This window comes from Alkalimonas sp. (assembly GCF_020831925.1).
GTDB lineage: Bacteria > Pseudomonadota > Gammaproteobacteria > Enterobacterales > Alteromonadaceae > Alkalimonas.
In genome coordinates, this window is sequence record NZ_JAFIFQ010000018.1 from 41,161 (window position 1) to 61,430 (window position 20,270).

The 20,270-nt window shown below is 52.1% G+C and carries 20 protein-coding genes; 1 reads left to right on the forward strand and 19 read right to left on the reverse strand.

All coding sequences use genetic code 11. The annotated features are described in order from the left end of the window. Positions 1-9: 9 nt before the first annotated feature. From mreD to JJU14_RS07725, 19 genes are all read right to left on the reverse strand, one after another. Entirely contained in the window at positions 10-492 is a 483-nt protein-coding gene (gene mreD / locus JJU14_RS07635) for a rod shape-determining protein MreD (protein WP_091345170.1), read from the reverse strand. After that, positions 492-1,340: a rod shape-determining protein MreC gene (gene mreC, locus JJU14_RS07640; protein ID WP_228612216.1), complete on the reverse strand. Its 849-nt coding sequence runs from the start codon at positions 1,338-1,340 to the stop codon at positions 492-494. The genes mreD and mreC overlap by 1 nt, the downstream gene beginning before the upstream one ends. A 42-nt stretch (positions 1,341-1,382) precedes the next feature. Next, the gene (locus tag JJU14_RS07645; RefSeq protein ID WP_228612218.1) at positions 1,383-2,426 is read right to left on the reverse strand and encodes a rod shape-determining protein; all 1,044 of its coding nucleotides are present in this window, start codon (positions 2,424-2,426) and stop codon (positions 1,383-1,385) included. Positions 2,427-2,632: 206 nt separating this feature from the next. Next, positions 2,633-6,673, reverse strand: a complete 4,041-nt coding sequence (locus JJU14_RS07650; protein ID WP_228612220.1) for a DUF6701 domain-containing protein — start codon at positions 6,671-6,673, stop codon at positions 2,633-2,635. Next, complete coding sequence (locus JJU14_RS07655; RefSeq protein WP_228612222.1) at positions 6,673-7,122, reverse strand: type II secretory pathway component; 450 nt, start codon at positions 7,120-7,122, stop codon at positions 6,673-6,675. Before JJU14_RS07655 ends, JJU14_RS07650 begins: the two co-directional genes overlap by 1 nt. Beyond that, positions 7,112-7,912 (reverse strand): type II secretion system protein, encoded by an 801-nt coding sequence (locus tag JJU14_RS07660; RefSeq protein ID WP_228612250.1) that lies wholly within the window; start codon positions 7,910-7,912, stop codon positions 7,112-7,114. The genes JJU14_RS07655 and JJU14_RS07660 overlap by 11 nt, the downstream gene beginning before the upstream one ends. Next, a complete protein-coding gene (locus tag JJU14_RS07665; RefSeq protein ID WP_228612224.1) occupies positions 7,912-8,454 on the reverse strand; it encodes a prepilin-type N-terminal cleavage/methylation domain-containing protein in 543 nt (180 codons plus the stop codon). Before JJU14_RS07665 ends, JJU14_RS07660 begins: the two co-directional genes overlap by 1 nt. Continuing rightward, complete coding sequence (locus tag JJU14_RS07670; RefSeq protein WP_228612226.1) at positions 8,448-8,906, reverse strand: type II secretion system protein; 459 nt, start codon at positions 8,904-8,906, stop codon at positions 8,448-8,450. The genes JJU14_RS07665 and JJU14_RS07670 overlap by 7 nt, the downstream gene beginning before the upstream one ends. 13 nt (positions 8,907-8,919) lie before the next feature. Then, positions 8,920-9,396: a prepilin-type N-terminal cleavage/methylation domain-containing protein gene (locus JJU14_RS16660; protein ID WP_300976190.1), complete on the reverse strand. Its 477-nt coding sequence runs from the start codon at positions 9,394-9,396 to the stop codon at positions 8,920-8,922. A 17-nt stretch (positions 9,397-9,413) separates the two neighbouring features. Continuing rightward, the gene (locus JJU14_RS07680) at positions 9,414-9,968 is read right to left on the reverse strand and encodes a prepilin-type N-terminal cleavage/methylation domain-containing protein (protein ID WP_228612228.1); all 555 of its coding nucleotides are present in this window, start codon (positions 9,966-9,968) and stop codon (positions 9,414-9,416) included. 70 nt (positions 9,969-10,038) lie between these two features. Next, positions 10,039-11,262, reverse strand: coding sequence for a type II secretion system F family protein (locus JJU14_RS07685; RefSeq protein ID WP_228612230.1), 1,224 nt, complete (start codon positions 11,260-11,262; stop codon positions 10,039-10,041). Continuing rightward, positions 11,255-12,988: a GspE/PulE family protein gene (locus JJU14_RS07690; RefSeq protein WP_228612232.1), complete on the reverse strand. Its 1,734-nt coding sequence runs from the start codon at positions 12,986-12,988 to the stop codon at positions 11,255-11,257. The genes JJU14_RS07685 and JJU14_RS07690 overlap by 8 nt, the downstream gene beginning before the upstream one ends. Positions 12,989-12,991: 3 nt before the next feature. Next, positions 12,992-14,077: a M48 family metallopeptidase gene (locus JJU14_RS07695; RefSeq protein WP_228612234.1), complete on the reverse strand. Its 1,086-nt coding sequence runs from the start codon at positions 14,075-14,077 to the stop codon at positions 12,992-12,994. Then, positions 14,074-14,967, reverse strand: coding sequence for an AAA family ATPase (locus JJU14_RS07700; protein WP_228612236.1), 894 nt, complete (start codon positions 14,965-14,967; stop codon positions 14,074-14,076). The genes JJU14_RS07695 and JJU14_RS07700 overlap by 4 nt, the downstream gene beginning before the upstream one ends. A 9-nt stretch (positions 14,968-14,976) precedes the next feature. Then, positions 14,977-16,644, reverse strand: coding sequence for a pilus (MSHA type) biogenesis protein MshL (mshL, locus tag JJU14_RS07705; RefSeq protein WP_228612238.1), 1,668 nt, complete (start codon positions 16,642-16,644; stop codon positions 14,977-14,979). Next, positions 16,634-16,942 carry a hypothetical protein gene (locus JJU14_RS07710; RefSeq protein ID WP_228612240.1) on the reverse strand — a complete coding sequence of 103 codons (309 nt, stop codon included), beginning with the start codon at positions 16,940-16,942 and terminating at the stop codon, positions 16,634-16,636. Before JJU14_RS07710 ends, mshL begins: the two co-directional genes overlap by 11 nt. Then, positions 16,920-17,558: a hypothetical protein gene (locus tag JJU14_RS07715; protein WP_228612242.1), complete on the reverse strand. Its 639-nt coding sequence runs from the start codon at positions 17,556-17,558 to the stop codon at positions 16,920-16,922. The genes JJU14_RS07710 and JJU14_RS07715 overlap by 23 nt, the downstream gene beginning before the upstream one ends. Beyond that, the gene (locus JJU14_RS07720; protein WP_228612244.1) at positions 17,555-18,148 is read right to left on the reverse strand and encodes a PilN domain-containing protein; all 594 of its coding nucleotides are present in this window, start codon (positions 18,146-18,148) and stop codon (positions 17,555-17,557) included. Before JJU14_RS07720 ends, JJU14_RS07715 begins: the two co-directional genes overlap by 4 nt. Continuing rightward, positions 18,132-18,971 (reverse strand): hypothetical protein, encoded by an 840-nt coding sequence (locus JJU14_RS07725; protein ID WP_228612246.1) that lies wholly within the window; start codon positions 18,969-18,971, stop codon positions 18,132-18,134. The genes JJU14_RS07720 and JJU14_RS07725 overlap by 17 nt, the downstream gene beginning before the upstream one ends. Before the next feature lie 207 nt (positions 18,972-19,178). On the opposite strand from JJU14_RS07725, the gene JJU14_RS07730 reads away from it, so the two are divergent. Then, the gene (locus JJU14_RS07730) at positions 19,179-20,108 is read left to right on the forward strand and encodes a pyridoxal-phosphate dependent enzyme (protein WP_228612248.1); all 930 of its coding nucleotides are present in this window, start codon (positions 19,179-19,181) and stop codon (positions 20,106-20,108) included. Positions 20,109-20,270: the final 162 nt, after the last annotated feature.

Sequence of the window (20,270 nt, forward strand, 5' to 3'; positions counted from 1 at the left end):
GCCTTTGTCTTACCGTACTTTAAATTGTCGTCGAACCCTGCGTAGCAACCAGAATAACCAAGGCCAAACCAGCGTACCGGTCAGTACTGGCCAAAGGTAATCCGGTAAAAAATATACACCGGTCAAGAAGTGGCTGAGCCAAAAAATCAGCAAGTGGTATAAAGCCAGCAATAACCCAACCAATAGTGATTGCTGTAAAATCGAGAAGTTGCGAATTTTCTGATGATTGGCAGCCATCACAAAAGCTACCACAGAAAAAGCCAGTGCATTGACGCCAAGCACCGTCCCTACCAGCACATCGACCAAAAAGCCCACCACAAAGGCAGTGCCAATGTTGGCGCGAAATGGCAAAGCCAAGACCCAATATAACAAAACCAGTAGTGCCCAATCCGGTCGGAACAGCTTCACCATAGCAGGCATGGGCATAACCATCAGGATCAGCGCCAGCAACAAGGATAAATAAATCACACTTATGCCTTTAGCTCGTTGCATCAGTCGGAGTCTCCTTGCTGGTCCAGCTCAGTCTGCGGCCAGAGCAACAGCACATAGCGGATGCGATCTAACTGCGCATAAGGCTCAGCCTGTACTTGCAAAAAAGGCTGACTGACATCACGTTGGATCCGGTTTACCCGCGCTACTGGGTAGCCCTCAGGAAAACGTCCATCCAAGCCGGACGTCACCAGCCGATCGCCATCCTGAATATCAATACTGTGGGGCAGATGCACCAACCGGATGCGATCCCATTGCCCCAAGCCTTCGGCGATTACCGCAACGCCAGTACGTTCAATCCGCAGTGAAATGGCATGAGTAGTATCGGTAATTAACAGCGCCCGGCTGCTGGTGGGACCAACACTGACCACCTGGCCCAAAATGCCTAGCTCATCAATAATGGGCTGAAACTCGGTCACCCCATCGTTGCTGCCTTTATTCAGCACTATCTGGTGGCTGAACGGATGACTGTACACGGCCAACACTTCCGCTACCAGCCGCTGGCCTTCGGTCACCGGCGCTGATCCCAGCAGCTCACGTAACTTGTTGTTTTCCTGCTGTAAGAACTCAAGCCGCTGCAGATTGCCACTTTGGCGCAACAAGCGCTCACGCAGCTGATCATTTTCTGCCAGCAAACGTTGATGCGACATAAACTGCTCAGAAGCACCAGTCAAAATCACTTGAGGCAGGCTGGCGACGTAAATCAGCGGGCTAACAGCAGCAGTAAGATAACTGCGCAGTTGCGTAGAGCTATCGGTATAGCGGTCAATAAGCATCAGGCCGATACTCAGTAACAGCGCAAAAAAAAGGCGCAGCCGCAACGAAGGGCCGCGTTCAAAGATTGGATTCATCAGGCAACCCTAAAAGCGCAGGGCTGCCACCAGAATTGTGACTTAGTCATAACTGAAGACATCACCACCATGCATATCGATCATTTCCAGTGCTTTACCACCACCACGGGCCACACAGGTGAGCGGCTCATCAGCCACCACTACCGGGATGCCGGTTTCCTCCATCAACAAACGATCCAAATCGCGCAGCAAGGCGCCACCGCCAGTCAAGACCATACCACGCTCAGAAATATCTGAAGCCAACTCTGGTGGTGATTGCTCAAGTGCCACCATGACCGAACTCACGATACCAGCCAATGGCTCTTGCAGCGCTTCTAAAATTTCATTGCTGGTCATAGTAAAGCTGCGTGGCACCCCTTCAGCCAGGTTGCGGCCGCGAACTTCAATTTCCAGCACATCATCGCTGGGATAGGCAGAGCCAATTTCTGTTTTAATACGCTCTGCTGTGGCTTCGCCAATCAAAATTCCGTAATTGCGGCGTATGTAATTGATGATAGCATCATCAAACTTATCACCACCAATGCGGACTGACGATGAATAGACCACACCGTTTAGGGAAATAATGGCCACCTCTGTGGTACCGCCACCAATATCCACCACCATAGAACCAGTCGCTTCAGACACCGGCATACCAGCACCAATCGCAGCAGCCATCGGCTCATCGATCAAATAGACTTCCCGGGCGCCAGCGCCCTGTGCCGATTCACGAATAGCACGGCGTTCAACCTGAGTAGAACCACAAGGCACACAAACCAGCACCCGGGGACTGGGCCGTAAAAAACTGTTGCTGTGCGCTTGCTTGATAAAATGCTGCAGCATTTTTTCGGTCACATAGAAATCGGCAATCACGCCATCTTTCATCGGCCGAATGGCTTTGATATTCCCAGGCGTTCGGCCCAACATGCGCTTAGCCGCATGACCGACCGCAGCCACACTCTTAGGGCCACCGGCACGCTCTTGCCGGATCGCCACCACAGAAGGCTCATTCAGTACAATACCCTGATCTTTCACATAAATTAGTGTGTTTGCTGTACCCAGATCGATGGATAAGTCGTTGGAAAAAATACCGCGCAGTTTATTAAACATGGAACTGATTGATCCTTATGCTCATTCAAGCCCGGATGCTGCAAGCCAGGACCAAAGGGACCGACTGCAGTCTCGGGTATCGGATAGACAAAAATTCTGTGGTTATTCTATGTAACAATGCCGCAAGAAAACAGCTTTATCCAGCATTTTTGCTGAATTCCTTACAGAAAGAGTAATTTCGAGAAGAACAGAGGTTTGACCTGTCTTCAAGGCAAAGGTTCACGCCAGAATATTCGCCGTGGATTGCCACGATAACGACCAAAGACAGCCTCTGCACTTGGGTCTTCCACACCATCACCTTTCCAGTCGAATTGCAGCCATGCATCGGTACTTAATTGCCACTGCCAGAAACCAGGAACCATAGGAGGAGATAACCAGAGCGACTGGGCTTCATTTTGACCGTTTTGCAACAATCCGCCTGGCCCTTGCACTGTGATCGACGGCATGCCAGCACTGGCCTCGACACTGGCTGCGCTCGCACTGAACGCAGTGCATTGATCCAGCTCTGATAAACGAAAACGCTGGCCATCCCAGTACTGGGCGCGCACCATCAGAGGCAAAGGAATGTCTTCTGGCCCAAAGGCGTTCTCGAGTGTCAAGCGGCCATAGCGTAGATCCTGTAAACCAGCCAGCTGCACCGCCGTGCAGCTTTCCGAAGCAACACAGTCCGAGGCTGATTGTGGATCCATATCAAGCCCGTCCAGGCCGATACTATCTCCATCCTGAAAACGCAGCCCAAACTGTAGCTGACTATAAGGGCCATCCGGTTCGCTTGAACGTAAAAAAGTAACTTCCTGCTCCAGCCAGACTGCTTCACCGAATTGCCAGCTAAAATCCCCAGCTGCGGTGTTGATCCGGGCCGATAGATCCTGCCCATTTGCAGCCTGCTCAGCCACCAACTGCTTACTTTGTGGGATACGGACAAAATCCCCGAAGTAGTTATGGGTTCGCTGTCCGGATAAGGATCTTGCCTGCACGGCCATCGACCAACGCATTGGTTGCCCCATGTAGCTAAAGCCTGAACAACCCGGCTCAATATCAGCATACAACAAGGCAAAGTGGTCTGGTGTAATGCGCCCGACCGGTTGACTGATGGCTGGCGGTATCGTCATGCCAAGATAGCTCAGAGGGGAAGGCCGGGCAGTGATACGAAACACTCCGACTTCGGACAAGATCGCACTCACCTCTGAGGTAGCAGTTACGGAGCGTTGATGTTGGTAGGCGGATGGCTGCAGCTGGCCTTGGAAAGCACCATCGGCTGCCAACGGCGCTACCAGCTCATGCTCAAGTGAAATGCCAGCCAGGGTAAAGTTTGGCGTGACCGGCATATCACAAATGGAGGAGCCTCCGCTCTGCCAGGCATGAGCACTTAGCTGTACATTAAATGCTTCGCCCGCTCGCACAAATGCCGGGCAACTGGCATTGCCAGCGGCACAATTTGCTGCTGTTTGAACGCACAAACCATAAGGCCGTTTGCTGAATTGAGTAGCACCTTGCAGGACCAGGCCTGCGTCACCGGTTACATTAGCCCCCTGATAGCGGGCATTCAGCTGCACCCGACCGGCATCGGCATAGTTCACTCTCAGCAGGGCTTCGCCGTTGGCATTAAAAGCCAATGTCTGAGCAGATGGTGCAGCACTGCTCAAACCGATGGTTTGATTATTCACATCCAACGGCATCGATACTGGCCGGGCGCTTGCATCAGGCGTAATGTAATCCGACCAAAACTGCACAGTGCGACTGACATTGGCAAAGGCCGGCACACAGGCCTGGCCCGGTTCATTCTGACGCACCGCTCGCAGCCGCACATCGGTTTCTGGCTGATTGGCAATCCCATCCGGCACCTCCAGCACAAAACCACTATTGGCAAAGTTAAGTGTACAGCTGGCGGTATTTTTCGGCCCACTACCTGCACGGCACAAGGTGGAGCTGAGCGGCCGGGTGCCGGGCACAGAGCCGGTGACCCCGACGGTGACCGCACCTACTGTACTTCGACGCAATTGGACAGTGGTGCTACCGCCGCTAAAGTTGATCACATGGCCTCCCAGCCATTCACCACCAGGCACCGGCTGTGGACTTAAGGTTGCAGTGACTGGATCTGTGTATAACTGACTGCAGTCTGCATTGAGACAAGCTCGCACCGTCAGGGTTTCAGGCTGACAAGTCAACGCTTGGCCAGTGTGATCAAATTCGAAGTGATCGATTTGCACCCCGACCGGTAAAGAGCGCAGGGCGCAGATGCTGACATTATCCAGCTCATGATTGTTGTTCGAACCGCCGGTAGAGCCGGTAAATGATAAGAAAAAGTTCTCCGGCACACTGCCCTGACCAGGCAGAGCCAATGCATTAAAGGGCGAAACCAACGACTGGAAGCCAGCGCCGGTTTTCAGATCCCGCTCTACCGACACCAGAGCCTGACCTGAAATACGCGAATCAATCACGATGCGATAGCGATGTCCAGGTGCTGCGGAGGGACTTGGCCGCTGATCGATGGCAGGAGATAAATTAGCAGCGGTACCGGCCAGATAACGGTATTGATTGGATGCAGAGCCCCGAATAGCAATGGCATTGCGCCGAAACCCTGGTCCTCCAACCCGTCCTTCGGTCGGGTTGGAAAAATTACCCCATTCATCTAAGCCAATACCCAACCAGCCACCTGCAAACCCAGGATCGCCATTGTTTCGCTGTGCATAGCCAAGCGAGCCACCAAAGCTTCCTGGTTGAGGTGTGACATTGGCATCCGATAAAATCACCGCCACCCCATCGGCACCAAGCCCTGTGGCCGGGGACCAGGCAAAATAATCAAACTCAATAACTACCAGATTATCTGCGGCCGGAAACAAGCGCTGATAAGTTACGGATGTCGATTGGTTACCGACCGCCTGAGTTAAGCGTAAGCGGCCATCAACGATGGAAGGGGTAAAACTACCGCTGCTGCGAGAAGTAACCCAATCCTCCGATAAAACACCACCTGAAAAATTATCATTAAAACACCCCAGACAAGTACTCTGTCGCACCGTACCATCGTAGTTGCGCCCATCATTCTGATTGTTGTAGATGGTTTGGATCTGACGGGCAGACAGCGCCGATGAAAAAAACAGCACTTCATCCAGATCACCTAGAAATGGATCAGACATAGTGCCATTGGCTTGCCACCAGACCCCCAAAGCTGCCCGGGTTACCGACAGCGCTGCTGCCGATGCTGTTTGGCACTGCACCAGGTTGGCATTCAGATAGAGGCACAGTTGATTGCCGCTGCGGGTTAAAGTGGTGTGGTACCAGTTGTTGTTGGTTAATACCGGCTCGGGCGAACCAAAGGCATAATAAACACCTAACAAACCAGCCCGCAGCACATTATTGTTACGGACATAGAGCTCTAAAACCGTATCTTGGCTGTTGTTAGATGCGGAAAGGATTTGCCGGAAGCTATTGCTGGCATCGGCCTTAAACCACAAAGACACACTGAAGTCAGTTAAGCCATTGAGCAACCCAGACGGTAATTCTACCCGACTCATACCGGCCGAGCTAAAGTTAGCGCCAGCCACTACCTTCCCATTGGCGGGTGTTAACTGATATCCGGTCGCTGGGTATTGCTGCATCAAATCTTCCACCACACTGTTATTTAGCGTGTTGCATAAATCCAGCGGATACAACGCTCTGGGATCAGGCACTGTGACTGGGCTTGCTGTGCATAAACCAGGTAACTCAAGCTGCTCAATAGCGGTATCATCCCGGGTGACCACGGTATTGGTACCAACACTAATGCTGCCTGTAGCTGCCAGACCACCGACAATTACATCGTTATTATTAATGTTGATACTACCAGCAGCATAAATTAAGCCGTTGATCTCAGCCTGATTATTAATGGACACATTGCTACGCACCACTATGGTGAGCTGCTCCGGGTTACCGCTGGCATTCAATCGCAGAAAATTATTCGTAAAAAGGTTATCATTCACAAAGATGGTAACGCGAGCGCCACTGGCAATGGATAACTGATAAAAGTTATTGGTATTTAATGTACCAAAATAATAGCTGCCACTATTTAAAGTGCTACCGCTGGTTGGCCAGGGTGTCGTTTGCCAGGGAACATTAGCAAGGTCAAATGGACTGATACCATTAGCCCCCAGATTCGGATTAATGCCACTAGGGCTGGCATACAACTCCTGACAATTTGGTTGTGCCCACAACGAACTGGCAAAGAGCAGACAAAGAAAAACACAACACGAGTTTAGTAATCGCTGCATTAGAACCCGACCTCCATCTGCACCGTACGGCTGGCACAGAGCTCCGCATTTTGACAAGGCATTGACCAATCAGACTGACTACGGCACTCGCCACTACTTTGCAACAAGAAAAGTTGCCCCTGGCTGGTGCCGGTATCAAGCGAAACTGAAGCTGAACAGGAAAGTCGCACACGGCAATTGCTTAGGCCATGGCCAGTCAATATAAATTGCGCAGAGACGGCAGCGCACGATGCAGTCTCTTGCTCCAGGGGGAACAGCTGAGTGGCAGCCAGCTCCAGTCCGCTTTGTGCAGCCAAAAGCGCACGGGTTCCCAGTACTTCATACACCACCGACTCGCTGCTGCTCAGCAAGATTCGGCTCATGGCCAGCAAGAGGCCAAAGATCACCACGATGACAAAAATTGCCACCACCAATGCACTGCCTTGGTGTTGCCGAGGATTAGGGTACATTAGGCAGATGCACCTCGTGATTAAAAAACAAGTCCTCGGTCAGCGTACTACCAAAGTTCAGCACAATATGTACCACGGCATTGCGGCTTAGCACAGGGGCATCGTAGCGAAATACCTGCCCTGAAGGCAGGGCGGTCGTATTTAATCCCTCAGCCATCAAAACACCTGCCCCCATGGCTGCAGGTTCAGGCTGAGTGGCAGCAAAACCATAATCCGCATAGCGCCATAACTGACTGCCCTGCACACAATAACTAACCGGTGTTTCCAGCAGATAAAAACGCCGCTCAGGGGAGTGCTGTGGAAAGCTGTGACTTGCAGCCAGATGAGCGACGGCTTCTGAGCCGGAAGCATCCGGGGTTATGCCATTTAGTAGCACATTGTATGCCCGCGTTGCATCGTAAATATCCGCTGTTTCACGCGGGTAAATCACCAAGCGTTCATTGCCCTGCACGCCGGCAAAGCCAGTAGCGCTGGCCAGCGCAAGCTCGGCGGCCGTATCCGGACTCATTGGCGCCTGCAGATACAAGCCACTTAGCACAAAGGGCGTAAACTCCACACATTGCAAAGCGCCACTTCCTGCGATACGGACGCTGTTAGGCACGGCACTTCGCAACTCACGACTAAGCCGCTCAATGGCAAAACGGCTTTGTCCCAATACTTGCTCACGCTCACTGACATCGACATACATCCGGGCTGCAAAGCCTATAAAGCTGGTGACTGAAATAGCCAAAATACTCAACAAGACAATGCTGGTAATCAGCTCAATCAGGGTAAAACCGCGGCTGACCATCACCAGTTCCCCTTATAAGCACTGAACACAATAGCACTGTTGGTGGGGGTGGTAATCACCACGTCAATACGTTTGACTGAGCGATTGGACAGGCCCAGCTCTGAACCAGCATAACGCACCCGGACCTCAGCCCGATAATTGCGGTAGGCCTCGGCTAGCTCCAGCGCCAGGATATTGGTTAAAATATCGGCACCTTCAACACCAAAGCCATCAAAATCATCCACGTCATTAAACCACAACCGGGTTTCCGCACCATCCGGACCAAAGCCAGCCTCTGCGGTGCAGGGCTCAGCCCCAAGGGTTAACTCATCGCAGCGCAGCAAACCACCACTGCGATCACTTTGTTCATCAAAAGCGCGGGCCAGAATTTCATTCATCAGGCTATGGCCAAGCTCTGACGCCCGTACCTGATGCCAGGGGTCGGTACTACGCACAAACAAAGGCGACAAAACGGCTGTGATAAGCGTCAGCGCTACCGCTAGCACCGTGATGCCAATCACCAGCTCGATCAGGGTCACACCTCGCTGACTGCCGTTTAACATGACCGGATATACCCCTCACTTTCAAGGCAAATCTGCAGGCTATTACTGCCAGTGATAGTCAGCGTGCAGGCTGGCGTGGCCGCAGCACACCCTTGCGGGCGACCCAGAGCATCAAAGCTTAACTGACTAAAATTAGCAGCTAAAGTGACATTGTCTCGGCTGTCGATACAAAGGTGGGTGGCGTCGTTGCGGCAGTCAGTACTGGTACCAAAGGCTGAGCTGCTCAGTTGCAGAGCGCTGCCCGGACAAAAAGTAGCGTCGGTGCACTGCATCGCCTGGATCTGCACCCGGCGTAGTATGGCCAGCGCCTGGTCCCGATAGTGGTATTCAGACGTACCTGCCCCGCTTAAAAAGCGGGGCAGCAAGGTGACACTAAGGATACCAAGCAGCACCATCACCACAATCAGCTCTACCAGGGTAAAGCCTTTGGGTGACACGTACTGCCTGATCATACTGGCTCCTTAACTAGCAACCAGCCGATTGCACAACGATGGTGGGTTTCGCCAGGGCAGCAGTAGACTGAGTGTACAGCACCTGACAAGCCTCTGCTACGGTAGCCGTATAAGCGGTTCCATCGGGCGTAATGGCAACGCTCGCTGGATCGGAAGCGGGGACTGCCGCCACCGTCCAGTCATCGCCATCCAGGTCCAGAATAATGCCCATAACCGCTACGGTCGCGGCTGGGTAGCCAAAAGCCGTAGCAATCTCACCTGCAGCATCCGTTACAGTGCCAGTCGCGTTATTCTGCACTCCGGCAATAATGGCTTTGCCGTACACCAATGCAGAGGCTGATTCCAAAGAACCCTTGACTGCATTTAGCGTACTGGCACGCGCATCCCCGGATATATTTAAAAACCGCGGAGCTGCTGTAACGGCCAATATCCCCAGAATCACGATCACGATGATCAACTCTACCAATGTAAAACCTTGTTGTTTCTGCATGTAAAACCTCTGGGCGATTATGGTTTATTTAAAAAGATACTGATTTGTCCCGTGGAAGGGTTGTAACTAAAACCATTGCTGGCACTGATATTTGTTGGGGCGGAACCAAGGCCGGTGGTTTGATGGTAGAAACAGTCAGGTGCTTCGTAACGAACAAACAGGGTATTAGCTGTGGCGAAGGTAGTGCTGGCTGATGGTGGATTTTGCAAAATCAGATTCAGTGTCTGCAGGCAGCGATCTGCGCTCATGGCACTGACATTGGTGTTGGTTACTGGTTCACCGGTGGGATAGCCGCGCACAGTGCCTTCGGTATTAATTCCAACCACAGCACCATCAACAGCCACAGACGTCACATTTGCGCCAACATTATCAACCGGCCGGCCAGCCACCTCCCACTGAGCCCGAACCAGGCCCACAGCTGAAGCAAAGCCACCGGCAATGCCCTCAACCGCAGCTTCTTCCGCTTGCTCGGTAATATTTAAAAATCGTGGCAGCGCAGTGGCAGCCAGTAAGCCTAAGATGATAACCACTATCACCAGTTCTATCAGGGTAAAACCTGCTTGCTTTTTCATCGTCAATCTCCTGAGTTGCTTTGTTTTAGTATAGAGCGACTTGTTAAAATTACACGCTTTTTCGACAGCGCTAATTCCCTCCCCTGTAGGCACTGAGCATATCCCACATTGGGGTGAAAATACCTAACGCCAGGATCAACACCATGATGGCTACTATGGTGATTAGAATTGGCTCAATCCGTGCAGTCAGGGTTTTTAAATCGTAGGCGACTTCGCGTTCATAAAAGCTGGCGACTTCTGCCAGCATCTCATCCATCTGGCCAGTTTCTTCACCTACCGCCACCATCTGCATCACCAGCGGGGTAAACATCTGGCTTTGGGCACTGACCCGGTAGAGGCTTTCACCCCGTTCAATTTTCCGACGCATCTCGCGAATTTTATCGCCCAGGTAGGCATTATCCACCGCTTCGGCGACCAGGCTAAGGGCAGTAGTCATTGGTACACCAGCTCGCAACATCAAGCCAAAACTGCGGGCATAACGCCCCAGCGTAGCGCGGTTGATGATATCGCCAACCAAAGGTACCCGCAGCTTGAAATGCCCCCAGCGCACCCGGCCTTTGTCAGTTTCAATGCTATAGCGCAACAATCCACCAGCGAACAGTAAAGCCAGCAACAACAGCCAGCCGTAATTCTGGAAAAATGAAGATGTTGCTAACAGGACCTGGGTGGACCAGGGCAGCTCCGCATTAAAACGGGCAAACATTGAGGCAAACTGGGGGATTACCAGTAGATTCAGTATCACCATAGCCACCGCCAATGCTATCAGTACAAAGGTCGGGTAACGGGTCGCTTGTTTGATTTGTTTCCGGGTTTCCTGCTCTTGCTCCAGGTATTCGGATAACTGTAAAAAAGCCTCATCCAACCGACCGGTATTTTCACCCACATGCACAATACTGACCACCAAACGAGTGAACACCTTGGGATGGGCCGACATCGCTACGGATAATGTGCGGCCTTTCTCCAACTCCCCCTCGAGTTCGAGCAGGATCTGTTGCAGACGAGGAGAGCTGGTACTGTTGGCCAGCCCTTCGATAGCACGAATCATTGGAATACCGGCTTTCATCAGGGCATACATCTGCCGACAAAACATGGTCAGTTCGGTCAGGCTGATGCCCCTGCTCCACTGCAGCCAGCGAATCTCCGTAGCCGCTTGCTGCGGTAATGCTTCAATCGATACAGGGATCAGCTGGCGTTGACGCAACAGATCAGCCACACCACCTTCGGAGCCCGCCTCTATCTGCCCCTGCACAGCTCTACCCTGACTATCGCGGGCCTGATAACGAAACTCAGCCATGCGTACTACCCGCAGAACCAGCCTCGGTATCGAGGTACTCAGAGACCCGGATTACTTCATCCAGGGTGGTGACGCCTTGCTGGGCATAATCCAGTGCCATTTGGCCCAGACTTCGGAAGTGCTCACTGTGATAAGCCAGCGAGACAAAGCCTTCGTTATCGCCCCGCCTGAGCGCGTCGGCCAATGGCTTGGTGAGGATCAACAACTCAAAGACGCCAACCCGGCCTTTGAATCCTGTGTGATGACAGGACTGACAGCCCTTGCCATGCCAGTACTGAGCCAGAGGGTCCGCCTTGCTGTGTCGCAGCCAGTTTTGCTCCAGCTCATCCGGTTGATACGGCTCTTTGCAATTGTCACAAATCCGTCGCACCAACCGCTGTGCCAAAATAGCCCGTAATGAGCTGGCCACCAGGTAAGGGGCCGCTCCCATGTCCACTAATCGTAATGTACTGGTCACTGCATCATTGGTGTGTAGGGTAGAGAGCACCAGGTGACCGGTCAAAGCACCGCGCAGTCCCATTTCAGCGGTTTCCTGATCGCGCATTTCCCCGACCATAATAATATCTGGGTCTTGCCGCAACGTAGTTCTTAGCACTTCACTAAAACCCAGACCAATCTTGTAGTTCACCTGAACCTGATTGATACGGGAAATGCGGTATTCGACCGGATCCTCCACCGTAATTATTTTACTGCCTTCTTGGTTCAGCTCACTAAGCAAGCCATACAAGGTAGTCGTCTTGCCTGAGCCAGTAGGGCCAGTCACCAAAATCATGCCGTGTGGGCTTTTTATTAACTGACGCAACTTACGAATAAAGTCAGCCGGCATACCGGTTTGTTCCAGCGACAGTAAACCTGCGGTTTGGTCTAACAATCGCATCACTACCGACTCACCGTATTGCACCGGCATGGTAGATAAGCGCACGTCAATCTTATGGCCTTTTACTTGGATCTGAAAACGGCCATCCTGCGGCAGACGTTTTTCCGAGATATCCAAATTGGCCATCAACTTTAGTCGCAGGACCAATGCCGACGCAATACTGACCTCATTCAGCGTACTTTCCTGCAAGACACCATCCACCCGCTGACGGATGCGGATCAGCTTTTCATCCGGTTCAATATGAATATCCGAAGCCCGCACCTGGACCGCATCTTCAAACACCGACTGCAACAACTTGACGATGGTAGTATCGGATTCGGTATCCAGATTCAGTGCATTGAAGTCAAACTCGCCGGTTTCGGCATACTCTTCTTTTAATTGCGTTGCAAAGCTCTCAATCTCTTTGGTGCGGCGATACAGATTGTTAAAAGCCTCCATCAGCTGACTTTCACGCACTACGGCGATCTGAATTTGCCGCGGGGCCAGCATGGGGGCAAGCTGGTCTAAAATTGAAAGATCGGCCGGGTCGCTCATGCCCAATAAGGCGCGCTGCTCATTGGCTTCCAGTACCAAAGCTCTGGAACGGCGTGCATGCACTTCGGGCAAGAGCTGCGCTACCTTCGGATCCAATCGCTGCTGACTTAAGTCGAGAAATGGTACGTTTAACTGCTGCGCTAAAAAATGCAGCAGCTCATCTTCCTGCAGCAGGTTTAGATCGATCAGCGTGGCACCCAACTTGCGGCCGGTCAAACGCTGCTCAGCCAGTGCTTGCTCCAGCTGCTGGTCAGTAATCATCTGTTCATGCACCAGCAAATCACCCAGCCGCATTTTTAGTTTAGGTTTAGCCATCGCCTAGTTAAGCTCCTGTAACCGTTGCCGGATATAATCTTTGCTTGCTGGGGTAAGATCCTCCCCAAGTTGCAAGCTGCGTTGAAACTGTCGGGCTGCTTGTTGCCGTTGCCCCAGAGCATCGGAGCTTATAGCCATCCCTAACCACCAGCGACCTTGATGTGGCTCCAACTGACCAAGTTGCTCAAAAGCAGTCAAAGCAGACTGATGCTGGCCCAGCTGTTGCCAGGCGGCCGCCCGCATGGCGAGCTCTGCCGGTCGCAACCCCGTTTCAGGCAGTAGCTCTAGCACTTGCAACACGGGCTGCCACAACTGCTGCCGGGCATAACTGGCCGCCAGCAGTGGAGCCAGCTGATGAACATCAGCCCCTTGCTCTAACCCTAGTTGCAACCAGTACTGGCTGCCGGCTTCATGCCCGCCCTGCTGCGCCATCCTGGCCAGCGCCACATAGGCCTCGGATTGCTGCGGTGCCATAACCTGCAGTTGCTGCCAGTACGCGCGGGCTTCTGAAGCGCGGCCCGCCTGCTCTGCTTGCCGGGCTTGCTGACTCAGACGTTGTTGCTGCTCAGCTGGACTGAGCGTCACTCGCTCTACTCTTAACTGAGGCGACGCCGGCTCGCTGGCCTCACCGCTGATTATGGCTGCTTGCACCGGTTTAGAGGGTTCAGACTGGGGCGTTTGTTCTGCCACCACTACCTCGGGCTCCGGATTTATTATCTGTGTTGGCTCTGAAGTCGGCTGTGGCAGTTCTGTTGCATAGGGTTGAACTGAACGCTGCTCGGTTCCAGACTGTTGCTTCGAATCTGCCTCATTGAGCTGCGCTTTTCCTAACGCTTCCATCGGCAGCTGCTGTGGAGCGTCTTCAGGTAGCTGAGCCTGCGACAACAAAACAGGGGGCACTGGCTTGCTGCTGATACCGGGCCAAAACCACCATAGTGCCAGAGCAATAACGATGACCGCCAGGCCAATCAACAGCCACAGCGGCAGGCGATGCCGTACTGCGACGACCGGTGGCGGTAAGGATTGGGCAGGCTTCACCCCAGCTTTGCGCTTATCCAGATCCTTGAGCATCTGATTGATCACACTCATAAAGGCCCCCACTGCCAGAGTAAAGTCCCCAAAAGAATGAAAACCATCAGTGCAGCAGACAACCAGATGAAAGCAGGTTCTGGTTGTACATCTTCAGTATCTTTTGCCGCAGCGCGGACATGCCACCAATTGATCTGCTGCTGACCTCGCCCATACGCCAGCATCATGGCCTTATGCGCTAACACATTCACCAGCCGGGGGATCCCTCGACTACAACTGGCCAGTCGATTGAGCGCAAAGGGACTAAAACGAAGTTGTGGATTCCCCGCAATACTTAATCGTGTCTGCACATAGGCAGCGACTTCAGCGACTGTCATTGGCCTCAGACGGTAGGAAAAACTAATGCGTTGGCGCAACTGACGAAATTGATGCTTGGCCAGTCGCAGATCCAGCTCCGGCTGAGCGAACAGCACCACTTGCAATAATTTACGTTGTTCTGTTTCCAGGTTGGTCAGTAAACGTAAAGCCTCCAAGGTTTCATCAGGCAGTGCCTGAGCTTCATCAATCACCAGGATCACTTGCTGCTCTCTGGCTGCCAGCAACAACAAATGCCGTTGCAGCAGCTGATGCAATTGCTGTTGATCGATATTACCTGAATACTGAAGCCCAAGCTCCGCTGCCAAGGCCCAGCGCAGCTCTATGGGCGATAAGGCCGGATCAGGCAGATAAGCAAGACGCCAGTGAGCTGGTGCCGTATGCAGCAGTTTGCGGCATAAGAGCGTCTTACCGGTACCCACTTCGCCGATAATCTTGATAAAACCTTCACCGGCAGTCAGTGCCGTCTGCAACACTTCGAACGCCTGCTGATGCGGTGCAAGGCCCACATAAAATGCCGTGTTGGGCGTTAGGCTAAAAGGCAACTGCGACAGTGCAAAGTGCTGAAGGTACATGCACAGCCCCTAAGGGTACCAACGATTCAAACTATCTGCCGACTGCTGAATGTGCGGCTGCCATTGTTCCGGCTCCACCACCACAGGACGCAGTAAAATTACCAGTTCTTTTTTCTGCTCCAACGTATTCTTGCTGGTAAAAAGCTGCCCCAACAATGGAATTGAGCCAAGGATCGGCGTGCGTGAAACCATGTCCGTGCTGACCGATTGCATTAACCCTCCAATCACCACAATTTCACCACTGCGAGCCCGGATAATGGTATCCGATTCACGAATATTGCTCCGAGCCAATGGCAGCACAATATCTTCATTGCTTAAGCGGATAGTTTTAATTTGCTCGGCAGTCTCGGTGACCGAAGGGTGCACATGCAAAATAACCTGACCATGCTGGTCAATTTGTGGTGTTACATCCAGTGCAATCCCCGAAAAAAAAGGCTGCAACTCGATCGATGGTGTACTAATGGTCCCGCCAACCGTGGCAGTGGTATCACTGCTAATGTTGGTGACGTAGTACTCATCCTGGCCTACTTTAATCACGGCTTTTTGGTTGTTGATGGCGGTCACTCTAGGGCTGGATAGGACTTGGGCACTGCCTTGAGTTTCCAGCAAATTGATCACACCATTGAAATCAGCATTGCTAAATGAAATTGCCGTGACCCCACCGAGGGCCGCACTGGTCGGATTGCCAGGTGTAACACCGCTGGTAGTGAAATTAAAGTCGGTAGAGCGCACAGAAGCCAGCGCATTACTCCAGTTAATACCCTGCTGGTATTCATCACTCAGAGTCACTTCAATAATACGGGCTTCCAGAATCACTTGACGCTGCAAGTGCTGCTCTGCAACCCCCAGGAAAGTACGTACGGCAGCGATCTCATCAGGCATGCCTCGAACCGTCACCAAGCCGGCCTGCGGACTGACCACCACCATACGTTCTGGTCCAGAGCCCAGCATCTGCTGTAAAGCCCCTTGCAGATCTTTCCAAAAATCAGTTTCACTCTCGCTATGAATATTGCTGCCGCTGAACTGCTGTTGCATACCCTGTTGGCCACCCAACATCGGGTTTTGAGCCATTGAACTCATTTGCTGGCCAAAGCGCCCAGCTTGTTGGTTGCCACTGCGCATGTCTTGCGACACCCCACCAGAGTTTACCGAAATGGCCGAGAAGCCACTTCGCTTTAACATCAAGTAGTTAACGGCTATGGTTTCCGTCCGAAGCCCAGCAGGCATCACCTGGTACACCCGTCCATGCCGACGAATATCAAAACCATATAAATCCTGGACAACAGCTAAAGCCTCCGGCAGTGTCACCTGCCGCAGATTCAAACTGATACGCCCTTGCACTTCCGGATGCACTGCGATGCTGTAATCGGTATCGGCAACCAGCGACGCAAAGAAATCCGGCAGCTCCACCTGCGTTGCTGCCACATTAAAGCGTGGTTGCATCACCACAGGCTCTGGCAAGGTACTGGCCGCATTAAGCAAGTCTTGCGTCACCGAAGGCGGCACGCTAGCCCGCGGCTCAGCCGTAGCAGGCTGCGAACGTGCTGCTGCGGCTTGCTCCAGCTCAGCTTTTGCCTGCTGAGCCTGATGCCCAACCTGCATCCCTTGACAACCACTCAGTACCAATGCCACAGCACAGCTCAATGTTAACTGCTTGAAATAGGGTTTATTCGTCATTGTGTGTCATCTTTTGGAATAGAAATAGTTGAAGTTGCTCACCTGCCCGTGCCAACACCACGTGGTCAGGATGTATGGCCTGTAGCACATAGCCATGAATCTCATCGCCAGCTTTAAGGAGTTGCCCATTAACCACTGCCAAAGCACCAGATTCCTGCCAGCGTATTAAATGCAACTGCAGACTGGTTGCCTCTTGTTGCTGAGCAGCACTGGCTATCGCCCTGGCTGGCCTGGTAGGATCCGCACAGACAGCAAAACTTACCAACAGCAGTACACTAAAGCTGAATAAAATCTGCATGGTCCCCCACCGTGACAAGTTCAATCGAAAGTTCAGCCAATGGATGATCGAGCACTCGGTAATGCAAGCTTCGCCAGCCTAGCTGCCATGGTAGCTGCTCCAAGCTAGAGAGCAGCTCCGTCAGATTTTGGAAGTTGCCCTGAATCACCAAACGGATACTGTGTTCAAATAGTAATGGCACTTGGCTCTCGTCATAGGCCAGCGCTTGTGGCGTCATGCTATTTAATGACATCAGACGGACCCGGCTATCGTTAAGTAACAGACTTTGCAACATAGGCAGCATTTTATCCGCCCCGACAAAATGAACTGTGCGCTCAGCCAACTCCTGCTCCAACTGGCTCAAACGCTGCTCCTGACGCTGGATCCGCTGACGATGTTGCTGGTTAATGTCACGGCCTAGCTCGCTTTGCAAAGCAGCGATCCCGAGCTCTGTTTGCCTCACTTGTTCCTCAACACTGACCAGCTGCGTTCTCTGCTGCTGCAACGACAACCATGCTGGCTCCAGCAGTACAATAACCATCAACCAAACCAACAAACCTAGGCTGGCAAAAAATACCAATCGACGTTCACGCAGTTGCAGTTGCTGAAATTTGTTTCTTAGCTGCAGCCAGTTCATAAAGCACTCCCCGGCTGCGCCTCAACCTGGAACAACAAAAGTCCGGCATCATCGGTATGCTCCAGCTTCAGCCGCTGAAAACTTTGTCCTTTAAAGTAGGGATGCTGGGCCAACCGGGACAACCAACCTGGAACCTCAGCAGAACGTAATGCATAGCCAGTAAAGCTGCTGCGCTGTTGCTGCAACTTGAAATCGCTCAGCCAAAGCTCAGGCACATCGGCTATTTCTAAATGCGCCAATACCTCAGAAAATCGTACTTGCAGTTGCTGTTGTTGCTGAAGTAGCTGCATGATCCGCTCAGTACGTTGGATACGTGCTTGCAATGCTGACTGGGCTGCCAATAATTCTGTAGATGCTGTTCGTTGCTGCAACAGCTGCTGGAACTGTTCTTGTTGTTGCAACTGTTGCGTCAGCTGTTGCTGTGATTGTTGTAGGCGGCTATTGACCTGCTGCTGCTGGTAACTAATGCTCCCAAACAGCAGCAACAACACTGCGGCACACCCACCAAGTAGCAGGCTAAGCTGTGGCAGGCTCCACTGTTCGGCAACTGGCAGCAATGATTGCTCAAATAAATTAACGTGCGTTTTCAAGCTTGATCTCCTGCACAGCTAATACTTGCGAGCCAAGTGCCGCGGCCAAAGGCACAGCAAATTGCGCCTGTTGCACAAGTGGTAAGTCTGGAAACCACTGACTGAAATCCATCAACTCGACTTTGGCAAAGCCCAGTTCGCGGAAAAAGCCAGCGATATTCTCCTGCAGTTCGGTATCCAATGCCAGAAACATGTGTTTCACAGGCGCTTGCTTCATCTGACCTTCGAAATAATCCACGGAGCGCTGCACTTCCAGTCCCAAGGTATCCAGGTAGCCTTGCTGCAAGGCATCCAGACTAAGCTGTTCCAGTTGCTGTAAGCCGCGGATACGTCGGGAAAAACAAACCTGTGCCCCCCGTACAATCATCATGGAAATATCCTGACCACTGCGATGCGAAAGTACCAGAGTCGGTTGAGGCTGTGCAGGTATGAGGTCTTTTAACAGCCACTCTTCAGGCAGGATAGTAGTAATGGGAAGCTTAGCTTGGTGGACACAACGAACCAGCTCTCGCAATTGATCCTGACTGCTGACAACTAACTGTAGGCGTGGCATTTGTTGCTGGTGCGAACTTGGTAAGTCCAGATAATCAAACTGCATATCATCCAGCTCTAAGCTCACCAACTCTTTCAATTGCCAACGCAAAGCTGCTTTTAATTCGGCTTCTGGGACTTGTGGCTTATCAACTTGCACCAACTGATAAAACTCCGGTGCCAGTACCAGCAAAACATCGGCCACAGCAGGTAGTTCTTTTAAACACTGTTCCAACGGCTTGGCCCAATCAGCACCCTGAAAGCTCAGAGTGCGCCGAAAGGTGCACTGCATGGAGTCACCTTGTTTTGTCAGCACGATAATACTACAGCTGTCTTCCTGCCAATGCAGACCAGCAACAGCATGATGATGCGTCTGTTTATCGAAAAGCTTTCGTAGCGATGCCCACATAAACGCTATAACCTGTTTGCTAAGCCGCTATAATAAACGACTTTATTATTGTTGTGATTGTATTCAGGTATCTTTCAGGTTCAGCTTAGCATGATGAACAAGAAGCCAGCAAATAACTGGCAACAAATCTACGATCCTTTGTTTGATCAGCATCAACTTAAGCTGTGGTTATATCAAGCTGCTCGGTCAACAGATGCACTCTCCGGAAACAAACGGCTCAAACTTCACTATCCGCTTAAACTGGCCCAGCAGCAAGGTAAAAAGGGTATCTTGACCTTTGGTGGTGCTTTTTCTAATCACCTTGCAGCCACAGCCACAGCATGCCAGCAACACAACATGTTATCTATTGGCATGGTTCGCACCGATCAGGTGGATGCAAAAAACCCAACCCTGAAGCAATGCCATGCCTTAGGTATGCAACTCGTTCCGGTAAGCCGCACTGAGTATCGTTTGCGTAACAACCTCGACTGGTTGGCTCAGCTGCAGCAGCGCTATCCAGATTTTCTGATGGTACCGGAGGGAGGTACTTCAAAGCTTGGTGTGCAAGGCGTGAGTGAGCTTGATTTAACGATGACCCCAGATGGGCGGAGCCAGTTTATTGTCACAGCCACCGGCAGTGGCGGCACCATCGCCGGGCTCGCTCTTGGTAACCCAGATGCTCAGGTGATTGGTATAGCCGTGGTTAAAGATACAGCTTTGCCGGATAAGGTGACGCATTTTTGCCAACACGCAAGCAACTGGCAGCTGGTGACTTCCTATGCCGGTAAGGGCTATGGCCGTTTTGATGCAGGGCTGCTGCAGTTTTGTCTGGATTTCAGACAGCGCCACCAAATCATGCTCGAGCCTATCTACACTGGTAAAGCGATGCATGCACTGTACCAGTTGATCACACAGGGAACATTTCCTAAAGGCAGCTGCATTAGCTTCTTCCATACCGGTGGCTTGCAAGGACTGGCGGGATTACATTACCGGGGTTTACTCTCTGAGGCAGACTATCAAACGCTTATGGCTTTAGGCTGAAACACTCATACAGGCTCGCCACAACAGCCAGCGCAGCGCTGTGGCTGCCATGCGGAGTGCTCCGTCAGACGCTGCAACGCAAAAAGCCCACTCGGTTGAGTGGGCTCTTGGCTTTATTGGGTGCCTGGCGGTGTACTACTCTCGCATGGCGAATGCCACACT

What these genes read in the sequence shown, in the direction of transcription:
- mreD (WP_091345170.1), bottom strand. Translation starts at nt 492, where the DNA reads ATGCAACGAGCTAAAGGCATAAGTGTGATTTATTTATCCTTGTTGCTG.
- mreC (WP_228612216.1), bottom strand. Translation starts at nt 1,340, where the DNA reads ATGAATCCAATCTTTGAACGCGGCCCTTCGTTGCGGCTGCGCCTTTTT.
- JJU14_RS07645 (WP_228612218.1), bottom strand. Translation starts at nt 2,426, where the DNA reads ATGTTTAATAAACTGCGCGGTATTTTTTCCAACGACTTATCCATCGAT.
- JJU14_RS07650 (WP_228612220.1), bottom strand. Translation starts at nt 6,673, where the DNA reads ATGCAGCGATTACTAAACTCGTGTTGTGTTTTTCTTTGTCTGCTCTTT.
- JJU14_RS07655 (WP_228612222.1), bottom strand. Translation starts at nt 7,122, where the DNA reads ATGTACCCTAATCCTCGGCAACACCAAGGCAGTGCATTGGTGGTGGCA.
- JJU14_RS07660 (WP_228612250.1), bottom strand. Translation starts at nt 7,912, where the DNA reads ATGGTCAGCCGCGGTTTTACCCTGATTGAGCTGATTACCAGCATTGTC.
- JJU14_RS07665 (WP_228612224.1), bottom strand. Translation starts at nt 8,454, where the DNA reads ATGTTAAACGGCAGTCAGCGAGGTGTGACCCTGATCGAGCTGGTGATT.
- JJU14_RS07670 (WP_228612226.1), bottom strand. Translation starts at nt 8,906, where the DNA reads ATGATCAGGCAGTACGTGTCACCCAAAGGCTTTACCCTGGTAGAGCTG.
- JJU14_RS16660 (WP_300976190.1), bottom strand. Translation starts at nt 9,396, where the DNA reads ATGCAGAAACAACAAGGTTTTACATTGGTAGAGTTGATCATCGTGATC.
- JJU14_RS07680 (WP_228612228.1), bottom strand. Translation starts at nt 9,968, where the DNA reads ATGAAAAAGCAAGCAGGTTTTACCCTGATAGAACTGGTGATAGTGGTT.
- JJU14_RS07685 (WP_228612230.1), bottom strand. Translation starts at nt 11,262, where the DNA reads ATGGCTGAGTTTCGTTATCAGGCCCGCGATAGTCAGGGTAGAGCTGTG.
- JJU14_RS07690 (WP_228612232.1), bottom strand. Translation starts at nt 12,988, where the DNA reads ATGGCTAAACCTAAACTAAAAATGCGGCTGGGTGATTTGCTGGTGCAT.
- JJU14_RS07695 (WP_228612234.1), bottom strand. Translation starts at nt 14,077, where the DNA reads ATGAGTGTGATCAATCAGATGCTCAAGGATCTGGATAAGCGCAAAGCT.
- JJU14_RS07700 (WP_228612236.1), bottom strand. Translation starts at nt 14,967, where the DNA reads ATGTACCTTCAGCACTTTGCACTGTCGCAGTTGCCTTTTAGCCTAACG.
- mshL (WP_228612238.1), bottom strand. Translation starts at nt 16,644, where the DNA reads ATGACGAATAAACCCTATTTCAAGCAGTTAACATTGAGCTGTGCTGTG.
- JJU14_RS07710 (WP_228612240.1), bottom strand. Translation starts at nt 16,942, where the DNA reads ATGCAGATTTTATTCAGCTTTAGTGTACTGCTGTTGGTAAGTTTTGCT.
- JJU14_RS07715 (WP_228612242.1), bottom strand. Translation starts at nt 17,558, where the DNA reads ATGAACTGGCTGCAGCTAAGAAACAAATTTCAGCAACTGCAACTGCGT.
- JJU14_RS07725 (WP_228612246.1), bottom strand. Translation starts at nt 18,971, where the DNA reads ATGCAGTGCACCTTTCGGCGCACTCTGAGCTTTCAGGGTGCTGATTGG.
- JJU14_RS07730 (WP_228612248.1), top strand. Translation starts at nt 19,179, where the DNA reads ATGATGAACAAGAAGCCAGCAAATAACTGGCAACAAATCTACGATCCT.